The sequence below is a fragment of the Celeribacter sp. genome (genome assembly GCF_048259695.1).
GTDB lineage: Bacteria > Pseudomonadota > Alphaproteobacteria > Rhodobacterales > Rhodobacteraceae > Celeribacter.
Genome location: NZ_JBLXHL010000006.1, coordinates 66,902 through 87,191 on the forward strand (window position 1 = coordinate 66,902; position 20,290 = coordinate 87,191).

15 protein-coding genes are annotated in these 20,290 nt (G+C 60.2%); 9 read left to right on the forward strand and 6 right to left on the reverse strand.

The window, feature by feature from the left end:
* Positions 1-3 precede the first annotated feature (3 nt).
* From ACN0Q0_RS12285 to ACN0Q0_RS12310, 6 genes are all read right to left on the reverse strand, one after another.
* Positions 4-2,412, reverse strand: coding sequence for a chemotaxis protein CheA (locus ACN0Q0_RS12285; protein ID WP_417243691.1), 2,409 nt, complete (start codon positions 2,410-2,412; stop codon positions 4-6).
* An 11-nt stretch (positions 2,413-2,423) separates the two neighbouring features.
* The gene (locus ACN0Q0_RS12290; protein ID WP_417243692.1) at positions 2,424-2,789 is read right to left on the reverse strand and encodes a response regulator; all 366 of its coding nucleotides are present in this window, start codon (positions 2,787-2,789) and stop codon (positions 2,424-2,426) included.
* Complete coding sequence (locus tag ACN0Q0_RS12295; protein ID WP_417243693.1) at positions 2,786-3,067, reverse strand: STAS domain-containing protein; 282 nt, start codon at positions 3,065-3,067, stop codon at positions 2,786-2,788. Before ACN0Q0_RS12295 ends, ACN0Q0_RS12290 begins: the two co-directional genes overlap by 4 nt.
* A 180-nt stretch (positions 3,068-3,247) precedes the next feature.
* Positions 3,248-4,225 carry a glucokinase gene (locus ACN0Q0_RS12300; protein WP_417243694.1) on the reverse strand — a complete coding sequence of 326 codons (978 nt, stop codon included), beginning with the start codon at positions 4,223-4,225 and terminating at the stop codon, positions 3,248-3,250.
* A gap of 5 nt (positions 4,226-4,230) precedes the next feature.
* Positions 4,231-5,577 (reverse strand): GH1 family beta-glucosidase, encoded by a 1,347-nt coding sequence (locus ACN0Q0_RS12305; protein ID WP_417243695.1) that lies wholly within the window; start codon positions 5,575-5,577, stop codon positions 4,231-4,233.
* Between the two features lie 171 nt (positions 5,578-5,748).
* Positions 5,749-6,780, reverse strand: coding sequence for a substrate-binding domain-containing protein (locus ACN0Q0_RS12310; protein ID WP_417243696.1), 1,032 nt, complete (start codon positions 6,778-6,780; stop codon positions 5,749-5,751).
* A 325-nt stretch (positions 6,781-7,105) separates the two neighbouring features.
* Between ACN0Q0_RS12310 and ACN0Q0_RS12315 the strand changes: the two genes are divergently transcribed.
* From ACN0Q0_RS12315 to ACN0Q0_RS12355, 9 genes are all read left to right on the forward strand, one after another.
* Positions 7,106-8,389 carry an ABC transporter substrate-binding protein gene (locus ACN0Q0_RS12315; RefSeq protein WP_417243697.1) on the forward strand — a complete coding sequence of 428 codons (1,284 nt, stop codon included), beginning with the start codon at positions 7,106-7,108 and terminating at the stop codon, positions 8,387-8,389.
* Between the two features lie 203 nt (positions 8,390-8,592).
* Positions 8,593-9,594 (forward strand): carbohydrate ABC transporter permease, encoded by a 1,002-nt coding sequence (locus tag ACN0Q0_RS12320; protein WP_417243698.1) that lies wholly within the window; start codon positions 8,593-8,595, stop codon positions 9,592-9,594.
* Positions 9,595-9,612: 18 nt separating this feature from the next.
* Positions 9,613-10,755, forward strand: coding sequence for a carbohydrate ABC transporter permease (locus ACN0Q0_RS12325; RefSeq protein WP_417243699.1), 1,143 nt, complete (start codon positions 9,613-9,615; stop codon positions 10,753-10,755).
* Positions 10,756-10,770: 15 nt separating this feature from the next.
* Positions 10,771-12,435, forward strand: coding sequence for an alpha-amylase family glycosyl hydrolase (locus ACN0Q0_RS12330; protein ID WP_417243700.1), 1,665 nt, complete (start codon positions 10,771-10,773; stop codon positions 12,433-12,435).
* 18 nt (positions 12,436-12,453) lie between these two features.
* Positions 12,454-13,551, forward strand: a complete 1,098-nt coding sequence (locus ACN0Q0_RS12335; protein WP_417243701.1) for an ABC transporter ATP-binding protein — start codon at positions 12,454-12,456, stop codon at positions 13,549-13,551.
* A gap of 163 nt (positions 13,552-13,714) precedes the next feature.
* Positions 13,715-14,728: a tellurium resistance protein gene (locus ACN0Q0_RS12340; protein ID WP_417243702.1), complete on the forward strand. Its 1,014-nt coding sequence runs from the start codon at positions 13,715-13,717 to the stop codon at positions 14,726-14,728.
* A gap of 163 nt (positions 14,729-14,891) precedes the next feature.
* Positions 14,892-16,343 carry an IMP dehydrogenase gene (gene guaB / locus ACN0Q0_RS12345; protein WP_417243703.1) on the forward strand — a complete coding sequence of 484 codons (1,452 nt, stop codon included), beginning with the start codon at positions 14,892-14,894 and terminating at the stop codon, positions 16,341-16,343.
* A 95-nt stretch (positions 16,344-16,438) separates the two neighbouring features.
* The gene (locus ACN0Q0_RS12350) at positions 16,439-17,617 is read left to right on the forward strand and encodes an RsmB/NOP family class I SAM-dependent RNA methyltransferase (RefSeq protein ID WP_417243704.1); all 1,179 of its coding nucleotides are present in this window, start codon (positions 16,439-16,441) and stop codon (positions 17,615-17,617) included.
* A 220-nt stretch (positions 17,618-17,837) separates the two neighbouring features.
* Entirely contained in the window at positions 17,838-20,150 is a 2,313-nt protein-coding gene (locus tag ACN0Q0_RS12355) for an ATP-binding protein (RefSeq protein WP_417243705.1), read from the forward strand.
* Positions 20,151-20,290: the final 140 nt, after the last annotated feature.

Sequence of the window (20,290 nt, forward strand, 5' to 3'; positions counted from 1 at the left end):
AGCTTAACCTACGAGAGCTGGGGTTGGGGTTGACGTTTTGGTGCGGCCTGTGGCCTGTGCCACCAGATCGCCAGGGTCGAGAATGAGGGCGATTTGTCCGTCGCCCAGAATGGTTGCGGCGGCGATGCCGGGGATGCGGCCATAGCTACCTTCCAGGCCTTTGATAACGACCTGACGCTGATCTTCGATGGCGTCGACGGCGAGGGCGGCACGGTTGCCATCCTCCTGTCCGATCAACAACACGACACGACCAACGTAGCTGGGTTCGGGGGCGCGGTATCCCAATTCGGCGCCCAGATCGAGCAGCGGGACAAAGCCGCCTCGAATTTGGACGACATGGCTTTGCGGCCCGAGGGATTCCAGATCGCCATCGGTCAGGGTCAGCGTTTCCAAAATCGCGTTGAGAGGCACGACGATGGTTTCGTTTTCCACCCGCACGACCATACCGTCCAGAACCGCGAGGGTCAGCGGTAGCGAGATCGAGAAGGTGGTGCCTTTGCCCTCTACGGAGGCGATGGAAATCCGCCCACCGAGACCCTGAATCGCGCTTTTGACAACATCCATGCCGACGCCGCGACCGGAGAGGTTTGAAATCTCGCTTGCGGTTGAAAATCCGGGCATAAAGAGCAGGTTGTCAATGTCGCTGTCGCTCAGTTGGGCATCCGGCAGGATCAACCCGTTTTCGATCGCTTTCTCTTTGACCCGTTCGCGGTTTATCCCTGCGCCGTCATCGGAAATTTCGATCACGATACGGCCGGAGCGGTGTTGCGCAGACAGGGTGACGTGACCAATGGCCGATTTGCCTTTTGCGGTGCGATCTTCGGGCTTTTCCAACCCGTGATCGACAGCGTTCCGGATCATGTGGGTGAGCGGATCGGCGAGGCGTTCGATGACGGTTTTGTCGACTTCGGTATTTTCGCCAACGGTGGTCAGGCGCACGTCCTTCCCGACGGAGGCGGATGACTCGCGGACGATCCGGCCCATGCGTTGGAACAGGGATTTGATCGGCTGTGCGCGGATCATCATCACCGATTCCTGAATGTCACGGGTGAGTTGCAAGAACTCCTCGAGGCCGGAACTCACGGGCGAGTTTGGCGGAATATTGGCTTCGGCCACCGACTGGCTGAGCATGGCCTGGTTGATCACCAACTCGCCAACGAGGTTGACCAGACGGTCGATCCGTTCCAGATCCACGCGCACTGTGGCCCGTGGTTGGGTCGGTGCGGAGAGTGTTTTGCGGTCCCCGTCGATTTCGTCGGCCTGAGGTTGGGCGGTGGTGTCGGCATCTGTGGCCGCTGACGGGGTGAGATCTGTCGTTGGCATGGTCATCTCCACAGTCATCTCCGGTGTCGTTTCCGGTTCTGGCGCCGGCATGGGGGGCGGCGCGGACGGTGTTACGGACACCGCAGGTTCCGGTGTCGCGAGCGGCACGTCGATCTCAGGCATCGAGGCCGGAACAGCGGTGTTCCCAACGCTATTTTCGGGTGCGAAGGCGGCATCAAGGGCGGGTGTTTCCACCTGCGGGGGGGCGATGCGGGTGCCATCTTCGCCGATTTGTGACAGCGGCGTGATGCTCAACTGGCACAGGCCGTCCACAAATTCGAACACCTCGACAACGGATGTTTCGGGTTCATCGGTATGAACGTCGATGGTCCATGACAGGTAGCCGACTTCGGGGTCGATGATGTCCAGAGCAGGAAGGTCTGCGGTGTGGCAATGAATTGAAATATCGCCCAAATCGCGCAGCGCACGGAACAGATAGAGCGGCTCGTTGCCTGATGCGTAGAGTGCATCCTCGGGTTTGAGGAAAACGCGAAATCCCTTGGCCGCGGGCGGGGCGGTGTCGGTTGCGACAGGTGTCGCGTCGTCGTCAAGAGCGTCAAGCGGAGGCAGATCGGAGAGATCCGGCAGGCCGCCCATTCCGTCCCCCAGATCCCCGCCCAGATCCATGTCGCCACCAAGGTCGAGATCGAACGAAAGGGTCGCGGGGGTGAAATCCACCTCCTCCTCTTCGTCGTCTTCCGAAATGCCGACCAGTTTGGAGAGGGTTTCAAGTGCGGGACCGGTGATGTCGCCGGAAATCTCTTCGCCATCACGGGCGGCGCGCACGAGATCCCCGAGGATGTCGGTACAGGCGTAAAACAGGCGGATGGCGTCGGGGCCGGGGGTAAACCGGCCCGCGCGCACTTCGTCCATTGCCGTTTCAAACTGATGGGCAAAACGGACGAGATCGTCGAGGCCGAATGCTCCGGCCCCGCCTTTGATCGAGTGAACGGCGCGGAACACGACGTTGATTGTCTCTGAGTCCGTCGCGCCGTCGTCCATTCTCTGAAGGCCGTCATTGAGGCTTTCTAGAAGTTCTTCGCATTCGACAAAGAAGGACGCGCGGATTTCTGCCATCGGGTCGGACATGGGGATTCCTCTCAGCCAGCGACCATTTGAAGTGCTTTAACGAGCTTGGCGGGGTCAAAGGGTTTGACGATCCACCCGGTCGCACCGGCGGCGCGTGCTTTCGCTTTCAGCTCATCGGCACTTTCCGTGGTCAGTACGAGGATCGGGATGCGGCGCCATTTCTCTTCGGAGCGGACGGCATCAATGAAACCGAACCCGTCGAGACGCGGCATGTTGATATCGGTGATAATGACATCGGGTTCGATGTCTTCGAGCACTTCAAGCCCGTGAACGCCGTCTTCGGCAAGGTGTGCGGTGAAACCCGCTGATGATAGTGCAAGATTGAGCATATCACGCATGGTTCTGCTGTCATCGACAGCGAGGACTTCAAGGCTCATGTCCATGCCTCCGGTTGGGAAAGTGTTTCAGGTGTAAAGCCAAACAGGCTCAGCATATCGACGCAGGCGTCGTTGGCATTGACGACACTTGTCGTTTTGCCCGTTTCGGCCCGTGTTTTGATCGCGGACAAAATGGTTTGTAGTGGCAAGGTCCCCAAATGGCGCAACTCTTGTGCATCGAGAACAAGGCTGTCGTCGGCCACCGATTTCAGTTCATCAAGCAAAGCGGGCAAGGATTGATAATCGAGGCGTTGGGGCAAAGCGAGTGTCGAGCTCATGCCTGACCTTCCCTTTCTGGATGCGCAGTAACCATGTCAAAAACTCCATAAAAGTCCGTCTTGATCCTTGGTGTACGGTGAAGGGAGTTAAGACGAAGTTACGTCAGGCTGAATTGACACAAAAAAACCGCGCCAGGGGATATCCCGGCGCGGTCTGCTGTCTGTAAATACTGTGTCGTGTTAGCGCATGATGTGGACCAGATGCGAGGCACATCCTGTGAGGGCGGCATAGTCGTCCTCGATCACCGAGACCGAGAAATTCTTCATGAATCCTGCAAAACGGCCCTTGTCGCGGAAGGCATCGGCAAACCCGAAACGGTCGAGATAGGGCGTGATGGCGCGGGCGACGCCACCCACCAGATAGACCCCGCCAAAGGGCAGTTGGATCAGCGACAGGTTGCCTGCCACAGTGCCGAGGATTTTCACGAAAAGCTGTGCGGTGGCGTCGGCGCGCGGGTCATCTCCCGCCTCGACGGCGGCCATAATGTCGGCGGCGGATTTTTCGCGCGGGTCACCCTCTTGTTGGCCCAGAAACAGGTAGACCCGTTCCAGCCCCCGACCCGACAGCACATCCTCGACGGCGGGAAACCCGTGCGCGGTCTCCACGAATTGACACAGCGCCAATTCGTCCTCGGTGCGGATTGGCAGGTTGGCGTGACCGCATTCGGAGGGGGCCACGAACCGCCCCATTCCGGTTTCGAACACAGGGGCGGCGTTAAAGCCGGTGCCAACCCCGATCACCATGCGCACGGCATTGGGCGAGGGCTCGGGCGCATCGTCGATCACGGTGCGGATGTTTTCGGGGGCGACGAAGCCAAGCGCATGGCCCTGTGCCTGTAGGTCGTTGAGAATGGCGACGTGTTCGGCGTGGGCGGCGCGGCGTAGCGTGTCTTTGTCGATGGCCCAGTCAAGGTTGGTCATGGTGCCAACCCCGTCGCGCACGGGACCGGCCAGAGCGACACAGGCGCCCTTGCAATCCACGTTGTCCTCTTCGGCGATATACTGTTTGAGAATGCTCTCGAGACCCGGAAACTTGCGGTTGGAATAGCGCCGCACGGTTTCGGGCAACAGCGATGTGCCATCGGCGAGAGCCACGCGGGTATTGGTGCCACCGATGTCGGCCACAAGCGATAGGGTGTTGGCGGGGTGCTTACTCATCTGGGTCAGCCTTTGGTCAGAATATCTTTGAGCATGTGATAGGAGGCTTTTGGCGTGCGCTGCAAGGTGTCGAAATCAACATGCACGATGCCAAAGCGTTTTTCATAGCCTTCGGCCCATTCGTAGTTGTCCATCAGCGACCAGTAAAAGAAGCCCTTGAGGTTGGCGCCGTCGGCGATGGATTGCTTCATCGCGGCCAGATGGCCCTGAATGAAATCACAGCGTTCGGGATCGTTGATCGCGCCGTTGATCTTGCGGTCGTCCCACGCCATGCCGTTCTCGGTGACGTAGATCGGCAGATCGCCCACGTAGTCCTTGGCCATGCGGGTGATGAAGTGGCGCAGCCCCTCCGGGAAAATTTCCCAACCCATTTGCGTGGTCGCAAGGTGGCCCTTGACGCCTTTGGCATAGGGCCATGCGGTCGCTGCGGGATCGTGGGCGTGATGGTTGCGGGTGTAATAGTTGACGCCAAGCCAGTCGAGCGGCTGATGGATGCGGGTTTTGAGGTCGTCCTCCCACCCGTGGGGCATATGCGCCCCGAAGCCCTCAAGCGCCTCGGCGGGGTAGGTGCCTTTGGTGATCGCCTCGATGAACCAACGGTTGAACACCGCATCGGCGGTGGCGGCGGCGCGGGCGTCCTCGTCGCTCTCGGTGGCCGGCACGGCGTAGTCGAAGTTGAGCACGATACCCAAGTTGTCGCGGCCTTTGGCGCGCAGGCGGGTCATCGCCTCGCCGTGGGCCTTCAGGATGTGGTGCATTGCCCGCGACGCGGCGCGGATATCGCGGGTGCCGGGGGCGTGAATGCCGAGGAAATGCGACAGGTAGGCCACGCACCATGGCTCGTTGATGGTGGCAATCGCCGCCATGCGGTCGCCAATGCGGTTGTCGATGATCTCGACGTAATCGCCAAACCAGTTGTGGACATCGGGGTTGGTCCATCCGCCCAGATCGGACAGGGCGGCGGGCATTTCCCAGTGGTAAAGCGTTTGATAGGGTTTCAGACCACGCTCAAGAAGCGCATCGGTGAGGCGGTCGTAGTAATCCAAGCCCTCCTGATTCACCTGTCCGCGGCCCTCGGGCAATACCCGCGCCCATGACGTCGAAAAGCGGTAGGCATCGAAATTGCCGTCTTTCAACAGGTCGAAATCCTCGGCGTAGCGGTGATAGTGGTCACAGGCGCGTGCGCCATCCTCGGCGCGGATCACGTTGCCGGGGGTGGCCGCAAAGGTGTCCCAATGGGTCGGACCCGCGCCGCCAAAGCCGTGGCCCTCGATCTGATAGGCGGCGGTGGCCGCGCCAAAGGTGAAACCGTCGGGAAAATCCGCGCGGGTCAATTTGGGGGATTGGGTCATGGCTGTGCTCCCTTCGGGCCTCGGATCGCGCTTTGGGGCGGCGGACCGGTGGCGGTGTGATCTTTGGCTAAAAATTGCCGTTAGCGCTATCTATAACGATTACATATGTGAATTGACAATATCAAAGCGCTTTGACGTTTTGCGTGCGCCCCTGTGCGCCTCGCCTTGGTGTTAGCGTGCCGGAGCGGGGCCGTGGGTGTGGCCGATAATGAGTTCGGCGTCGAGCAACCGGTGCTCGGGCGGCGCATCCGGGTTGGCGATCTTGGTCATCAGCATTTCGGCGCAAATCCGGCCCGCAAGGCGCACAGAGGACCGCGTGGCGGTGTAAATCGGCTCGCTCGTGCCGTTGCGCAAATAGGACAGATCATCGTCGTGGATCACCAATGAAACATCGCGCCCGAGTTTCAGGTTGGCCTCTTCACAGGCGCGGCGCACACCGATGCCGATGATGATCGACGAAGCCAGAAAGGCCGTGGGGGGATTGTCCGCATTCAACAGGGCGCGCGCCGAATTGAACCCGAACTCTTCTGTCATTTCAGAGGAGTAGCACAGGGCAGGGTCCTCGGCTATGCCGCGTGCGGTGAGGGCCGCCTTGTACCCGTGGCGGCGCCGCGAGGCAAAATCCATGGTCTCCAAACCGTTGAGCAACCCGATCCGGCGGTGGCCGAGGTCCAACAGGAATTCGGTGGCGCGTTCAAAGGCACGGGCGTTGTTCATATCGACCCACGAGTAGTCATCCTCGCCTTTGCCGCCAGAACGCCCGTGGACCACAAACGGCATGCCGATGCCGCGCAGCAACTCGATCCGTTTGTCGTTGTCCTTTGGTCCGTGGACGATCACCGCGTCCACCGACCCCTTGAGGGCGATGTCGCGATAGGTTTGTTCCTCAAGCGCATCAGGCACGATTTTGAGGTGCATATCGTAGTTTTCGCGCGAATAGATTTCCGAGGCGCCTGCGATAAAGTCGGTGAAGACGGGGTTGACCACCTCGTGTTCGGTCGAGACGGGAATCACGTGACCAACGGCGTGTGTGCGCCCTGTGGCCAGTGATCTTGCGCGGTTGTTTGGGGCGTAATTGTATTTTTCGGCGGCTTTGCGCACGCGGTCACGGGTGGCTTCCGACACTTCGGGATAGCCATTGAGGGCGCGGCTCACGGTCGTCTGGGATAAGCCAACAATGTCTGAGAGTTTCTTGAGATTCATGGGGGATGACAACCCTGGGTAAGCATAAAATATGCAACAAGCGTAGAACGGTTCTTGTTTGATGGCAAAGGTTTAGTCGGATGTTTACGCGAGGAACACCCGCAAGAGGCACGCCGCGGTGCGGCATAATCGATTACGGTGCTCCGGGTGTTTTGCCTGTGCGTTTGTGTCCACGCTAACATCATTGACAGAGCGGCGTGTTTGAACCACCCTAAGGCATCCAAAGCGCTTTGAGTGGCGTTCTGATTCCGGCGTGTGTTCGGGTCGGGGCGTGACCGGAGCGCAAGGACGATACCATTGTCTAGGTCGAAACTGGGAGGTTTACATGAAGACATATCTTTTGACGGGTGCCGCTGTGGCCGCACTCACCATCGGGGCCGCATCCGCACAGGACTTGTCCGGCCAAGTGATTACGGTTGCGGGTCCATGGCTCAGCCCTGAATCCGAAACCATCGCAAAAATCTTTGATATCTTCGAAGAGAAGACCGGCGCAGAAGTCAAATACGTTGGTTCCGACAGCTTCGAGCAGCAAATCGTGATCGACGCCGAAGCCGGCTCCGCGCCAAACGTCGCTGTGTTCCCGCAGCCCGGTCTGGCCGCTGACATGGCATCGCGCGGCTTTTTGACGCCGCTCAAGCCCGAAGTGGGCGCGTGGATCAAAGAGAACTACGCCGCAGGTCAGTCGTGGGTTGATCTGGCGACCTTCGCCGACAAAGAGGGCGCAAGCCACCACTACGGCATGTTCTTTCGTGCCGACCTGAAATCGCTCGTTTGGTACTCGCCTGAGACCTTCGAGGATGGTGGCTACGAAGTTCCAACAACGATGGAAGAGCTCAAAGCCCTGACCGAAGAAATTGCTGCAAACGGCGAGACACCATGGTGTATCGGTCTGGGTTCCGGTGCCGCAACAGGTTGGCCTGCAACCGACTGGGTCGAAGATCTGATGCTGCGCACGCAATCCCCTGCGGATTACGACGCATGGGTTGCCAACGATCTGAAGTTTAACGATCCTAAAGTTGTCGCAGCCATCGAAGATTTCGGTTGGTTCGCACGTAACGACGCTTATGTCGCAGGCGGCGCAGGCGCGGTTGCAACCACCGACTTCCGTGACAGCCCCAAAGGCCTGTTTGACAGCCCGCCCCAGTGCTACATGCACCGTCAGGCGTCCTTTATCCCTGCGTTCTTCCCTGAAGGCACGGAAATGGGTGTGGATGCGGACTTCTTCTACTTCCCTGCTTACGCGGACAAAGATCTCGGCAAACCTGTTCTCGGTGCTGGTACGCTCTTTGCGATCACCAACGAATCCGAGGGCGCACATGCTCTGATCGAGTTCCTCGAAGATCCAGCAGCACACGAGCTTTGGATGGCCGAAGGTGGCTTCCTCACCCCACACAAAGGTGTGGATACGTCGAAGTTCTCCTCCGACACAGCACGCGCAATGAACGACATCTTGCTCAATGCGACGACCTTCCGCTTTGACGGCTCCGACCTGATGCCCGGTGGCGTTGGCGCGGGATCGTTCTGGACCGGCATGGTTGACTACACAGGCGGCAAAGATGCCCAGGCTGTCGCCGACGAGATCCAGTCCTCTTGGGACGCTCTGAAATAAGAGCCTCTCGACCTTTCGGGCAATCCGGACGCGTTCCGGGTTGCCCTTTTTTGCACCACGCCGCCATACTCACATCAGGTTGCTATCCGCAGAGAGCGGTTGACCGGCTCTCTTCGCGTAACTGCCAAAACAATAAACGCGCCGCTTTCAGACCAATCAACGCGGCGCGATGACCAAGCGATCCTTTCGGGAGGGGAATGGACATGCATCCAGCACTTCAAGGACTGATGACCATCGTGGTCGGGGTCGGGGCCTGCGTAAGCTACTTTTACGCCTCCAACCTGTTGATAGATAAGGTCCTGTTCCCGCCGCGCGGGCCGAACGCGGGGCGCAATATCAACCGCGCCAATCTCATCCGTCCGTGGCTGTTCCTGTTTCCCGCGATGTTCGTGCTGTCGGTCTACCTCGCGTATCCCGTGTTCGAGACGCTGCGCCTGTCGCTGACCGACCGGGCACAGGACGGGGCGTTTGTGGGGCTTGATAACTACCGCCAACTGGTGTCCGAGGCCAAGTTTTGGGAGGCCATCCGCAACAACATGCTCTGGCTCATCGTTGTGCCGGCCATGTCGACGATTTTCGGCCTGATCGTGGCGCAACTGACCGACCGGATCAAATGGGGCAATATCGCCAAGTCGATCATCTTTATGCCGATGGCGATTTCCTTTGTCGGCGCTTCGGTGATCTGGAAACTGGTCTATGATGCCCGTCCGCCCGAAACCGAGCAAATCGGGGTGCTCAACGCGGTCTATATGTATGTGACGGGCAATGACCCGCAGCAATGGCTGACCATTCCGCTGTGGAACAACTTCTTTTTGATGGCCGTTCTGATCTGGATCCAGACGGGTTTTGCCATGGTGATCCTGTCGGCGGCACTGCGTGGTATTCCTGAGGAAACCATCGAGGCCGCGATCATCGACGGGGCAGGGCCGTTCCAGATCTTTTTCAAGATCAAGATCCCGCAGATGATGGGGACGATCATGGTCGTGTGGACCACCATCACCATTACCGTGCTCAAGGTGTTCGACATCGTCTACGCCATGACCAATGGCCAATGGGAGACACAGGTTCTGGCCAACTACATGTACGACAAGCTGTTTCGCGCCAGTGACTGGGGCGTCGGGTCGGCGGCCGCAATGGTCATTATGCTGCTCGTGACACCCATTCTGGTGTGGAATGTCGTCAACGCACGTCGGGAAATGCGCTGATCGCGCGGGGGAGAGATTATGGATAATATTGCAGGATCTAAGTCGTCGCTCACCTGGGCTGTTCACATCTCGGTCGCGGTTTTGGTGCTATTGTGGGTTTTCCCCACGCTTGGCCTGTTGGTCTCGTCGTTCCGCACCGCAGACCAGATTTATTCGTCGGGGTGGTGGGCGTCGCTGTTTACCCAGGAAAGCCAGAACCCCGCGATCCGTCTCGAGGGCGAGGCGGTTCTGGACGGTCCGTTCTATGTGATCGAGGGCGACCTGTTCCCGAGCACCGATGCGACCATTTCCGCGTGGGGGACATCCTCGCGCGCGCCGGAGGCCTTTGCGCCCGGGGATGTGGCCGAGTTGAAAGACGGGTGGACCGTCACCGTGGATGTCGCGGGCGATTTTCGCCTGACATCGCCCACGAGTTTGGAGGGCGAGCGCTTGCCGCGCGTGTTCACCACCGCCGAGACCCCGCCCGAGTTTACCCTGGACAATTACGACGAGATGCTGTTCTCGCCGTCCACCTCGCAAAACATGGCAAAGGCGTTTTTCAACACGCTGACCGTGACCATTCCCGCGACGATTATCCCGATCCTGATCGCGGCCTTTGCGGCCTATGCGCTTGCGTGGATGGACTTTCCGGGGCGGGCGCTGCTTGTCGCCTTTGTGGTCGCCTTGCTTGTGGTGCCGCTGCAACTGGCGCTGATCCCGTTGCTCAAACTGCACCTCGGTCTTGGCATCGGCAAAGGCTATCTGGGGGTATGGTTGGCGCATACGGGGTTCGGGATGCCGCTCGCCATCTATTTGCTGCGCAATTACATGGTCGGGCTGCCCCGTGACATCATCGAAAACGCCCGCGTCGACGGGGCGACAGAGTTCCAGATTTTCACCAAAATCATCCTGCCGCTGTCCTTTCCCGCCCTCGCGAGTTTCGCCATTTTCCAGTTCCTGTGGACGTGGAACGACCTTTTGGTCGGTCTGGTGTTCCTCATCGACAGCACGGGTGACACCACCATCATGACGCGCCAGATCATCGAGCTTTTGGGGACGCGGGGCGGCAATTGGGAAATCCTTGCCACCGCCGCCTTTGTCTCCATCGCCGTGCCTTTGGGCGTCTTCTTTGCCATGCAAAAATACCTTGTTCGCGGCTTGCTCGCGGGCTCCGTCAAATAAGAGAACATATCCGAAATGAACGTACAGACTGCACAGGATCCCATGTCCAAAACCTTTACCCGAGACCCCGACTGGTGGCGTGGCGCCGTGATCTACCAGATCTATCCGCGCTCGTATCAAGACAGCAATGGCGATGGCATTGGCGACCTTTTGGGGATCGTTCAACGTCTGCCCTACATCGCGTCTTTGGGCGTCGATGCGATCTGGATTTCGCCGTTCTTTACCTCGCCGATGAAGGATTTCGGCTATGACGTGTCGGATTACTGCGATGTCGACCCGATGTTCGGCTCGCTGGCCGATTTCGACGCGGTGATCGAGACGGCGCATCAATACGGCGTCAAGGTGATGATCGATCTGGTGCTGTCGCACACCTCGGACCAACATCCGTGGTTCAAGGAAAGCCGGGCCTCCCATGACAACGCCAAATCCAACTGGTACGTCTGGGCCGATGCCAAACCCGATGGCACGCCACCCAACAACTGGCTGTCGATCTTTGGCGGATCGGCGTGGCAATGGGATGCGGGGCGGATGCAGTATTTCCTGCATAACTTCCTGACCTCTCAGCCCGACCTGAACTTTCACGAACCACAGGTTCAGGAGGCGCTTCTGGACGTCAGCCGTTTCTGGCTGGAGCGGGGGGTGGACGGGTTCCGCCTTGATACCATCAACTTTTACACCCATGACGCCGAATTGCGCGACAACCCCGGATTGCCCGCCGAAGCGCGGTCGTCCAAAACCGCGCCGGCCGTCAATCCCTACAACTGGCAAGAGCACCTCTATGACAAATCGCGCCCCGAGAACCTCGGGTTCCTGCGCAAATTGCGTGCGGTGATGGAGCCGTATAATGCGGCGGCTGTGGGCGAGGTGGGCGACGAGCAACTGGGGTTGGAGATCATGGGGCAATACACCGCCGGTGATGACCTCATGCACATGTGCTACGCGTTCGAGTTGCTGTCGGGCGAGACCCCCGATGCGGCGTATATCAAGGACGTGATGGACAAGGTCGCCGCGGTGGCCGCAGACGGATGGGCCTGTTGGGCCTATTCCAACCACGATGTGCAACGCCATATCTCGCGGTGGGATCTCGGACCTGCGGCGGCGCGGGCCTTTACCACGTTGATGATGTGTCTGCGCGGATCGGCCTGTATCTATCAGGGGGAGGAGTTGGGCCTGCCCGAGGCGGATATCGCCTTTGACGACCTGCAAGACCCTTACGGTATCGAATTCTGGCCCGAGTTCAAAGGCCGCGATGGCTGTCGCACGCCGATGGTATGGGAAAAATCCAACCACAATGGCGGGTTTTCCGAGGCGACAAAAACGTGGCTGCCTGTGCCGTCCGAGCATGTGAACCTGTCGGTCAACGCGGCCGAGGATGATCCGGCGTCGCTCGTGCATCACTACCGCCGTGCCATTGCGTTCCGCCATTCCCATAGCGCGCTCAAGGTCGGCGCTCAGGTGGATATGCGGGTCGAGGACGGGTGTCTGGTCTTTACGCGTCTGGATGGCGATGAGGAGCTGTTTTGCGCCTTTAACCTGACCGAGACGCCCGCAACGCTCGAAACGCCCGCCGGCAAATGGCACGCGGTCGGTGGCGAACTGAACTCCGCTTCTCCAATGGAAGACGGTAAAATTCATCTTGGGCCCTGGCAGCCCTGCATCATGCTGCGTGAGCATGGGTGATCTGGGAGGACAACACCAATGGCTGAGCTGAAACTGACAGATGTTGCAAAGACCTACGGCGGCAAGGTCGAGGTGCTCAAGGACATCAATCTCGACATCAAGACGGGCGAGTTGATCGTCTTTGTCGGCCCGTCGGGCTGTGGCAAATCCACGCTGTTGCGGATGATTGCGGGTCTGGAAAAGATCACAAGCGGGACGCTCGAGATCGACGGGCTGCGCGTCAACGACGTGCCCCCCGCACAGCGCGGCATTGCGATGGTGTTCCAGTCCTACGCGCTTTACCCGCATATGACAGTGCGCGAGAACATGTCCTTTGCGCTCAAGATTGCCAAGAAACCCAAGGCCGAAATCGACGCGGCGGTGGCCAAGGCCGCCAAGATCCTTCAGCTCGAGGACTACCTTGACCGTCTGCCAAAGGCCCTGTCGGGCGGGCAGCGCCAACGTGTGGCCATTGGCCGTTCGATTGTGCGCGACCCAAAGGTCTATTTGTTCGACGAGCCGCTCTCCAACCTCGATGCCGCCCTGCGTGTGGCCACCCGTCTTGAGATCGCGCAGCTCAAGGAAAGCATGCCCGACAGCACGATGGTCTATGTGACCCACGATCAGGTCGAGGCCATGACCCTGGCCGACAAGATCGTGGTTCTGGCCAACAAGGGCATCGCGCAAGTGGGCAGCCCGCTCGAGCTTTACGAAACCCCTGACAATGAATTCGTGGCGCAGTTTATCGGCTCTCCGGCGATGAACCTGTTGTCGGGCGAGATCATCGGGACCGGCGCACAGACCAAGGTGAAACTGGACGGCGAGGGGATCGCGATCTCCGACATTGCCACCACGGCTGCCGATATGGGACGTCGGGTGAAGGTCGGCGTGCGCCCCGAGGATCTGACCTTGGTCGAGGCGGGCGGTTTGGGCATCATCAACGGTGAGGTCAATATGACCGAAGCCCTTGGCGAAGTGACCTTGCTCTACTTCGTGCCGGAGCGCGACAATGACCCGTTGATTGCCAAATTGCCCGGCATTCACAAAGGGTTGCGCGGGACAACGGTCAATCTGACGGCGGCCCCCGCCAAGGTGCATTTGTTCGCCGACGGGGTGTCGATGCGCGCCAAGGCGTAACGCGCCATACATTGCATAGAAATGAGAGGGGGGCTTTGGCCCCCTTTTTTCGTGGCGCCGCGCCCGACCGCGACACCGCGTCACAACGCGGGGTGCGTTGCGGGGTGTTCGCGGCGCCCGTGCGGTGGTATTCAAGGCAGGCAATATGACAAAGGCCGATCTCATGTCTGACACACCCGCACCGAAGAAACCGTATTTCCCACCGCCTCCGCCGCTGCATACCGCGCCAAAGGGCCTGTGGCGGGCCACGCCGCCGGCGATTTTTCCGCCGATGTTGGGCTTGCTCGGCATGGGATTGGCATGGCGTCAGGCGGGGGTGGCACTCAATGCGCCCTCGTGGATTGGCGAAATGATCCTCGGTGCGGTGTGTTTGCTCTATGTCTTTGGGGTCATCGCCTACAAGGCCAAGGTGGTGCGGCGGCTGTCTGTGGTGGCGGATGATGTGCGTATCCTGCCCGGTCGGGCGGGTCTTTCGGCGGGCACGGGCGCGGGGATGCTGTTTGCCGCGGCCCTTGTGCCGTTCTCGGTGCCCTTGGCCAAACTGGTGCTTGTGGCCTCGCTCGTCGGCCATGCGATTGTGGCGCTGTTGATCATCCGTTCGTTTGTGATCGGCCCGCCCGAGCAACGCCGCGTGACGCCGGTGTGGCATCTGAGTTTCGTGGGCTTCATCATTGGCGGTATCGCCGCCCCCGCAGTGGGGTGGGCGCCGCTTGCCCATGTGCTGTTGGTCACAACACTGCCGGTTGCCGCCGCCATCTGGCTGATCTCGGCGCTGCAGTTTGCCAGGGCCGATGTGCCGCCGCCCCTGCGCCCGCTGTTGGCCATTCACCTTGCGCCTGTCGCCCTGTTCGGCAGTGTCGCGGCGGGGCTTGGTTACGGCGGGATGGCCGTGGGGTTCGGGTATCTGGGGATCACGGTATTCGCCGTGATGCTGCTTGGCGCGCGCTATTTTACCAAGGGGGATTTTACCGCGCTGTGGGGGGCGTTCACCTTTCCGATGGCGGCCTTTGCCAATCTGATGTTCGCGGCGGCACGGTTTCAGGAGACACCCTTTGCCCTGATCGGCGGGCTTGAACTGGTGGCGGCCACCCTCGCGATATCCGTTATCGCCTTTAAAATCATGCAAATCTGGGCGCGGGGCAAACTGTCCAAGGCCACCAACGCCGCGACGGTCTAAGCCGTCAAACGACCGATTTGTACACCCCCGAGCGCCGTGGCCCCGACAGGCGGCGGCGCTAAACCTTGGGGGCGGGGCGCAAAAGACACAAAACACCCTTCCCAAACCGGGCGATCCATGAAATAGGGACGTGCCAAACCGTATCACCCCAAGGAGAAGTTGGATGGAGATTCGCGAGGCTCTCACCTTTGACGACGTATTGCTTGTTCCGGCCGCATCATCTGTGCTGCCGTCCACCGCTGACACGTCGACATTCGTCACCAAAACGATCAAGCTCAACATCCCGTTGCTGTCCTCGGCGATGGACACCGTGACCGAGGCGCGTATGGCGATTGCCATGGCGCAGATGGGCGGCATGGGCGTGATCCACAAAAACCTCAATGCGGTTGACCAGTCCAACGAAGTGCGCCGCGTCAAGCGGTTCGAGAGCGGGATTGTCTATAACCCGATCACCCTCACCGCGGATCAAACCATTGCCGATGCACGGGCCTTGGCGATGCAATACAACTTCACCGGCTTTCCCGTCATCGACGGTGCGGGGCGCGTTGTGGGCATTGTCACCAACCGCGACATGCGGTTCGCGACCTCCGAAGACACGCCGGTGTCACAGGTGATGACGTCGAATAACCTCGCGGTTCTGAACGAACCTGCGGACCGTGACGAAGCGATTTCGCTGATGAAAGCGCGTCGGATCGAAAAGCTGTTGATCACAGATGGCGCGGGTAAACTGACGGGGCTTTTGACCCTCAAAGACACCGAAACGGCTGTTCTGAACCCCTCCGCGTGCAAAGACGACCTTGGCCGTTTGCGTGTGGCGGCGGCGACCTCCGTGGGCGATAGCGGCTTTGAACGCTCGGCCGCTTTGGTCGATGCAGGCGTGGATGTGATCGTGATCGACACGGCGCACGGCCATTCCAGCGGCGTGATCGATGCCGTTGCGCGGGCGAAAAAGGCCTTTGGCGATAAAGTCCAGATCATCGCGGGCAACGTCGCCACGGGGGAGGCCACGCGCGCATTGATCGACGCGGGCGCCGATGCGGTCAAGGTCGGGATCGGACCCGGTTCGATCTGTACCACGCGCATGGTCGCGGGCGTTGGCGTGCCGCAACTGACCGCCATTATGGATTGTGCGGCGGCGGCGGGCGATGTGCCTGTGATTGCCGATGGCGGGATCAAGTTCTCGGGCGATTTTGCCAAAGCCATCGCGGCGGGCGCCTCCGTGGCCATGGTCGGCTCGATGATTGCCGGCACGGACGAAAGCCCCGGCGAGGTCATCCTCTATCAGGGCCGTTCGTTCAAATCCTACCGTGGCATGGGCTCGCTTGGCGCGATGGCGCGCGGTTCTGCGGATCGCTATTTCCAGAAAGACGCGGCCTCGGACAAGCTTGTCCCCGAGGGCATCGAAGGCCAGGTTCCGTATAAAGGCACCGTTGGCACCGTGTTGCACCAGATGGTCGGCGGGCTACGCGCCGCTATGGGCTATACCGGTAACGCGACTGTGGCGGAGATGCGCAAGGGCTGCACCTTTACCAAGATCACGGGTGCGGGCCTCAAAGAGAGCCACGTGCATGACGTGCAGATCACCCGCGAAAGCCCGAACTACCGCGTCGGCTAATTCGACGCGACACTGTGAACACGGGAACGGGGGCCTCACGCCCCCGTTGCTATTTGGCTCCCCACTTTTGTCCTCCCATAAGGGTACTGTCTCCAATGACACCAACCGCACGCCTGTCCGCCGCCATCGAATTGCTCGATACCGTCCTGTCGGGGGTCAACGCCGAACGGGCCTTGACCAATTGGGCGCGGGGCAACCGCTATGCGGGGTCCAAGGACCGCCGTGCGATCCGTGACTACGTATTCGACGCGCTGCGGTGTTTGCGGTCCTATGCGTGGCTTGGCGGGGCGGGCGAGGCCACCCCGACCGGTCGTCAGGTGATGATCGGGGCGCTGAGGGCCGCCGGTGTCGATCTCGATACGCTGTTTTCGGGCGAGCGGTTCTCGCCCGCGCCGCTGACCGATGCCGAGCGCGATGTGCCGTCTTTGGAGGGCGCCCCGCGCGGGGTGCGCATGGACACGCCGGATTGGCTCTTGCCCAAGTTCGATGCGGCATTGGGGGCGGATGCCGATGCGGTTCTGGCCCTGTGTCGCGACCGCAGTGCGGTGTTTTTGCGCGTCAACCGTCGCAAGGCCACGGTAGAGCAAGCCATTGATATGTTGGCCGGAGACGAGATCACCGCCACGCCCCACGCCCTGAGCGAGGACGCGTTGATCGTGACCCGCGGTGCCCGCGCTGTGGTGCGCTCACTGGCCTACCTCGACGGTGTGGTCGAGGTTCAGGATGCAGGGTCACAGGCCGTGATCGGGGCGCTTCCGGTTGCGGACGGGCAAACCGTGCTCGATTACTGCGCGGGGGGGGGCGGCAAATCCCTGGCCCTGGCGTGCAAGGCGGATGTGGACGTGACCGCCCACGATATCGACCCCGCGCGGATGCACGATATTGATCCGCGTGCAGAGCGGGCCGGGGTGATGATCCGGACCTTGGCGGCGTCACGTTTGGCCGACACCTATGATCTGGTCGTGGCCGATGTGCCGTGTTCGGGGTCGGGGTCATGGTCGCGCGCCCCGCAGGCCAAATGGGCGCTGACGCCCGAGCGGCTGACGGAACTCACTGAAATACAAGCGCAAATCATGGATGACGTGGCCCCGCGTGTGGCCCGTGGCGGTGTGCTCGGCTATATCACCTGTTCACTGTTCGAGGTGGAAAATGCCAACCAGATCACGGGGTTCCTTGCCCGCCACCCCGAGTTCAGTGTCGAAATGACGCGGGTCATTACGCCGCTTGAGGGGGCGGACGGATTTTTCGTCTGTGTCTTGCGTAAAGCGGCCTGAGTACGGACCTTGCCACGGATTTGACCCCGCGTCCGGCGTTTCGTATGTTTGCGGGTGTCGGTTTCGTGCGATTGTGGCCTGATTTTTTCCGAAACAACTTTACCGTTCGGGGCCTATTTATTACAAAGACTTAGGGGTTTTAAGGACGCATTAACCTATTCTCTTGCACAGTCCTCCCCCTGTGAACCGTGCGCCGCCTATTGGGCGAGAAGGGGCATTCGTGAACTCAGCCGTGATGAGCGTCGGACCCTTGGGTCGCCTCGGTCAACGACTTTCGCCCTTTACAAAGGGGTTTTTCGTGTTGGGCGTGGCCCTGTGCGGGGTGGCCCTGTTCGTGCCGGATGCCCAATGGGGGCTGTTGTCCTTCGTGTGTGGTGCGGTGCTGTTGTGGGTGGTTTTGATCCTGCGGTTGCTCAATGCCCGTGAACGGCGCAAACGCCGCATTTTCCACAACACCATCGCCACCTTTGTGGCCCATGATGCCGCCCCCTCGTTCACCACAGATGCGGACGGCAAAATCGATTACGAGAACGCCTCGGCGGTGAGCCGGTTCGGGTCATGCGCGGGCAAATCGATGCTCACCACGGTCGAGGGGCTGTTTGCGGCCCCTGCGGCCACGCTTTCGCGGCTTCAGAACCATGCCCATACCAAAGGGGCCGCATCCGAGGATGTGGCGACCCGCACGGGGCATATGCGCCTGTCTGTGCATCTGGTGGGGGCGGACAGTGAGCGCTATTTGTGGCGGTTGGAAGATCTCACGGAACGCGGTGAACATGGTGTGGGCGGCGAGGCGGTATCCTTGCCCATGCTCGTGCTGTCAGCCAAGGGCAAGTTGTTGTTTACAAACGCGGCTTTGCACCGCTTGATCGGGCATCGTCCAAAGTCGCTCGACCGGATCGTGACGGATTTGCCGCTGCGCAATGGCGATTTGCATTTGCTGTCGGGAAAATCCGCACCGATTTCGGCGCGGGTGGCCCAATACGAGACGCCAACGGGGCGCCATGAGGTCTATTTCCTGCCGGAATTGACGCCGCAGGTGGGGGCGTGGACGGATTTCGACGCCTTGCCCGTTGCCCTGCTCAAAGTGAGCGCGGGCGGGGTGATCCTTGAAAGCAACCGCTCGGCCCGTGAATTGCTCGCCATGCCCGCCGATCCGCGTGCGCTCAACTTGGGCGATGTGATCGAGGGGTTGGGGCGTTCCGTCGATGAATGGGCGGGAGATGTGGCGCAAGGCCGGATGCACAAGCCCGAGTTTGTACGCGCCTCACGGCCCGAAAAAGATACCTTTTTGCAAATTTCCCTGACGCGGGTGGAAAACGAGGACGGCAATGTCGAGTTGGTGTCCGTTCTGACCGATGCCACGCAGCTCAAGGCCCTCGAAGCCCAATTCGTCCAGAGCCAGAAAATGCAGGCCATCGGTCAACTTGCCGGTGGTGTCGCCCACGATTTCAACAACTTGCTGACCGCGATTTCGGGGCATTGCGACCTGTTGCTGCTGCGCCATGACAGTTCCGATCCCGAATATGGCGATTTGGTTCAAATCCACCAGAACGCCAACCGTGCGGCGGCGCTCGTTGGTCAGTTACTCGCCTTTTCGCGCAAACAGACGCTCAAACCCGAGGTCATCAACCTGCGCGATACGCTGTCGGATCTCACGCACTTGCTCAACCGTCTGGTGGGCGAAAAGATCAGCCTCGCGGTGTCCCATGATGACGATCTGCGCCCCATTCGGGTTGATAAGCGACAGTTGGAACAGGTCATTATGAACCTTGTGGTGAACGCCCGTGATGCCATGCCCGGAGGCGGGGAGATCGCCATCTCGTCGCGCAACGCCGTGTTGAATGAGTCCCTGATGAAAGGCCGCGCCACCGTCCCTGCGGGCGATTATGTTCTGATCTCCGTGTCCGATCAGGGTACCGGCATCCCCAAAGAGCAGTTGCAACAGATTTTCGAGCCGTTCTACACCACCAAGCGCACCGGCGAGGGGACGGGGTTGGGCCTGTCCACGGCCTATGGCATCATCAAACAGACCGGTGGCTTTATCTTTGTCGACAGTGCGGTGGGTGTTGGCACGAAGTTCTCCATCTACCTGCCGACCCATGCCGTCAGCAGCGAAGAGGTCGCCAAAGCGGCCGTGACCACACCCAAGCGCGTTGTGGAGCGCGGCGACGGTGTTGTGCTTCTGGTCGAGGATGAGGCCCCTGTGCGTGCCTTTGCCGCCCGTGCGCTCAAACTGCGCGGCTACACCGTGTTGGAGGCCGAATGCGCCGAGGATGCCTTGGAGCTGTTGGAGGACGAGAGCCTGCAGGTTGACCTGTTCCTGTCCGATGTGATCATGCCCGGCATGGACGGCCCCACATGGGTGACACAGGCCCGCGAGGCCCGCCCGGACGTCAAGGTGGTCTTTGTTTCGGGCTATGCGGAGGATCATTTCTCCGACCAACAGGCGCGGATTCCCAATTCGGTGTTCCTGCAAAAGCCGTTTTCGCTCTCTGAACTCACCGAAGTTGTGCAGGCACAGTTCGAGGATTGAGATTTATTTCGCGGGGCTTGCGGCGGTGGTGGGGGCATTGGTCCGAAATGATCCGTTGACCATCTCTTTATGAATTCAATGCCTTATAGGCGTTTCTTTGGGTTCTGGTACAGCGTTTGCGCGCCTGATTGGCCCCGTAA

What these genes read in the sequence shown, in the direction of transcription:
- ACN0Q0_RS12285 (WP_417243691.1), bottom strand. Translation starts at nt 2,412, where the DNA reads ATGTCCGACCCGATGGCAGAAATCCGCGCGTCCTTCTTTGTCGAATGC.
- ACN0Q0_RS12290 (WP_417243692.1), bottom strand. Translation starts at nt 2,789, where the DNA reads ATGAGCCTTGAAGTCCTCGCTGTCGATGACAGCAGAACCATGCGTGAT.
- ACN0Q0_RS12295 (WP_417243693.1), bottom strand. Translation starts at nt 3,067, where the DNA reads ATGAGCTCGACACTCGCTTTGCCCCAACGCCTCGATTATCAATCCTTG.
- ACN0Q0_RS12300 (WP_417243694.1), bottom strand. Translation starts at nt 4,225, where the DNA reads ATGAGTAAGCACCCCGCCAACACCCTATCGCTTGTGGCCGACATCGGT.
- ACN0Q0_RS12305 (WP_417243695.1), bottom strand. Translation starts at nt 5,577, where the DNA reads ATGACCCAATCCCCCAAATTGACCCGCGCGGATTTTCCCGACGGTTTC.
- ACN0Q0_RS12310 (WP_417243696.1), bottom strand. Translation starts at nt 6,780, where the DNA reads ATGAATCTCAAGAAACTCTCAGACATTGTTGGCTTATCCCAGACGACC.
- ACN0Q0_RS12315 (WP_417243697.1), top strand. Translation starts at nt 7,106, where the DNA reads ATGAAGACATATCTTTTGACGGGTGCCGCTGTGGCCGCACTCACCATC.
- ACN0Q0_RS12320 (WP_417243698.1), top strand. Translation starts at nt 8,593, where the DNA reads ATGCATCCAGCACTTCAAGGACTGATGACCATCGTGGTCGGGGTCGGG.
- ACN0Q0_RS12325 (WP_417243699.1), top strand. Translation starts at nt 9,613, where the DNA reads ATGGATAATATTGCAGGATCTAAGTCGTCGCTCACCTGGGCTGTTCAC.
- ACN0Q0_RS12330 (WP_417243700.1), top strand. Translation starts at nt 10,771, where the DNA reads ATGAACGTACAGACTGCACAGGATCCCATGTCCAAAACCTTTACCCGA.
- ACN0Q0_RS12335 (WP_417243701.1), top strand. Translation starts at nt 12,454, where the DNA reads ATGGCTGAGCTGAAACTGACAGATGTTGCAAAGACCTACGGCGGCAAG.
- ACN0Q0_RS12340 (WP_417243702.1), top strand. Translation starts at nt 13,715, where the DNA reads ATGTCTGACACACCCGCACCGAAGAAACCGTATTTCCCACCGCCTCCG.
- guaB (WP_417243703.1), top strand. Translation starts at nt 14,892, where the DNA reads ATGGAGATTCGCGAGGCTCTCACCTTTGACGACGTATTGCTTGTTCCG.
- ACN0Q0_RS12350 (WP_417243704.1), top strand. Translation starts at nt 16,439, where the DNA reads ATGACACCAACCGCACGCCTGTCCGCCGCCATCGAATTGCTCGATACC.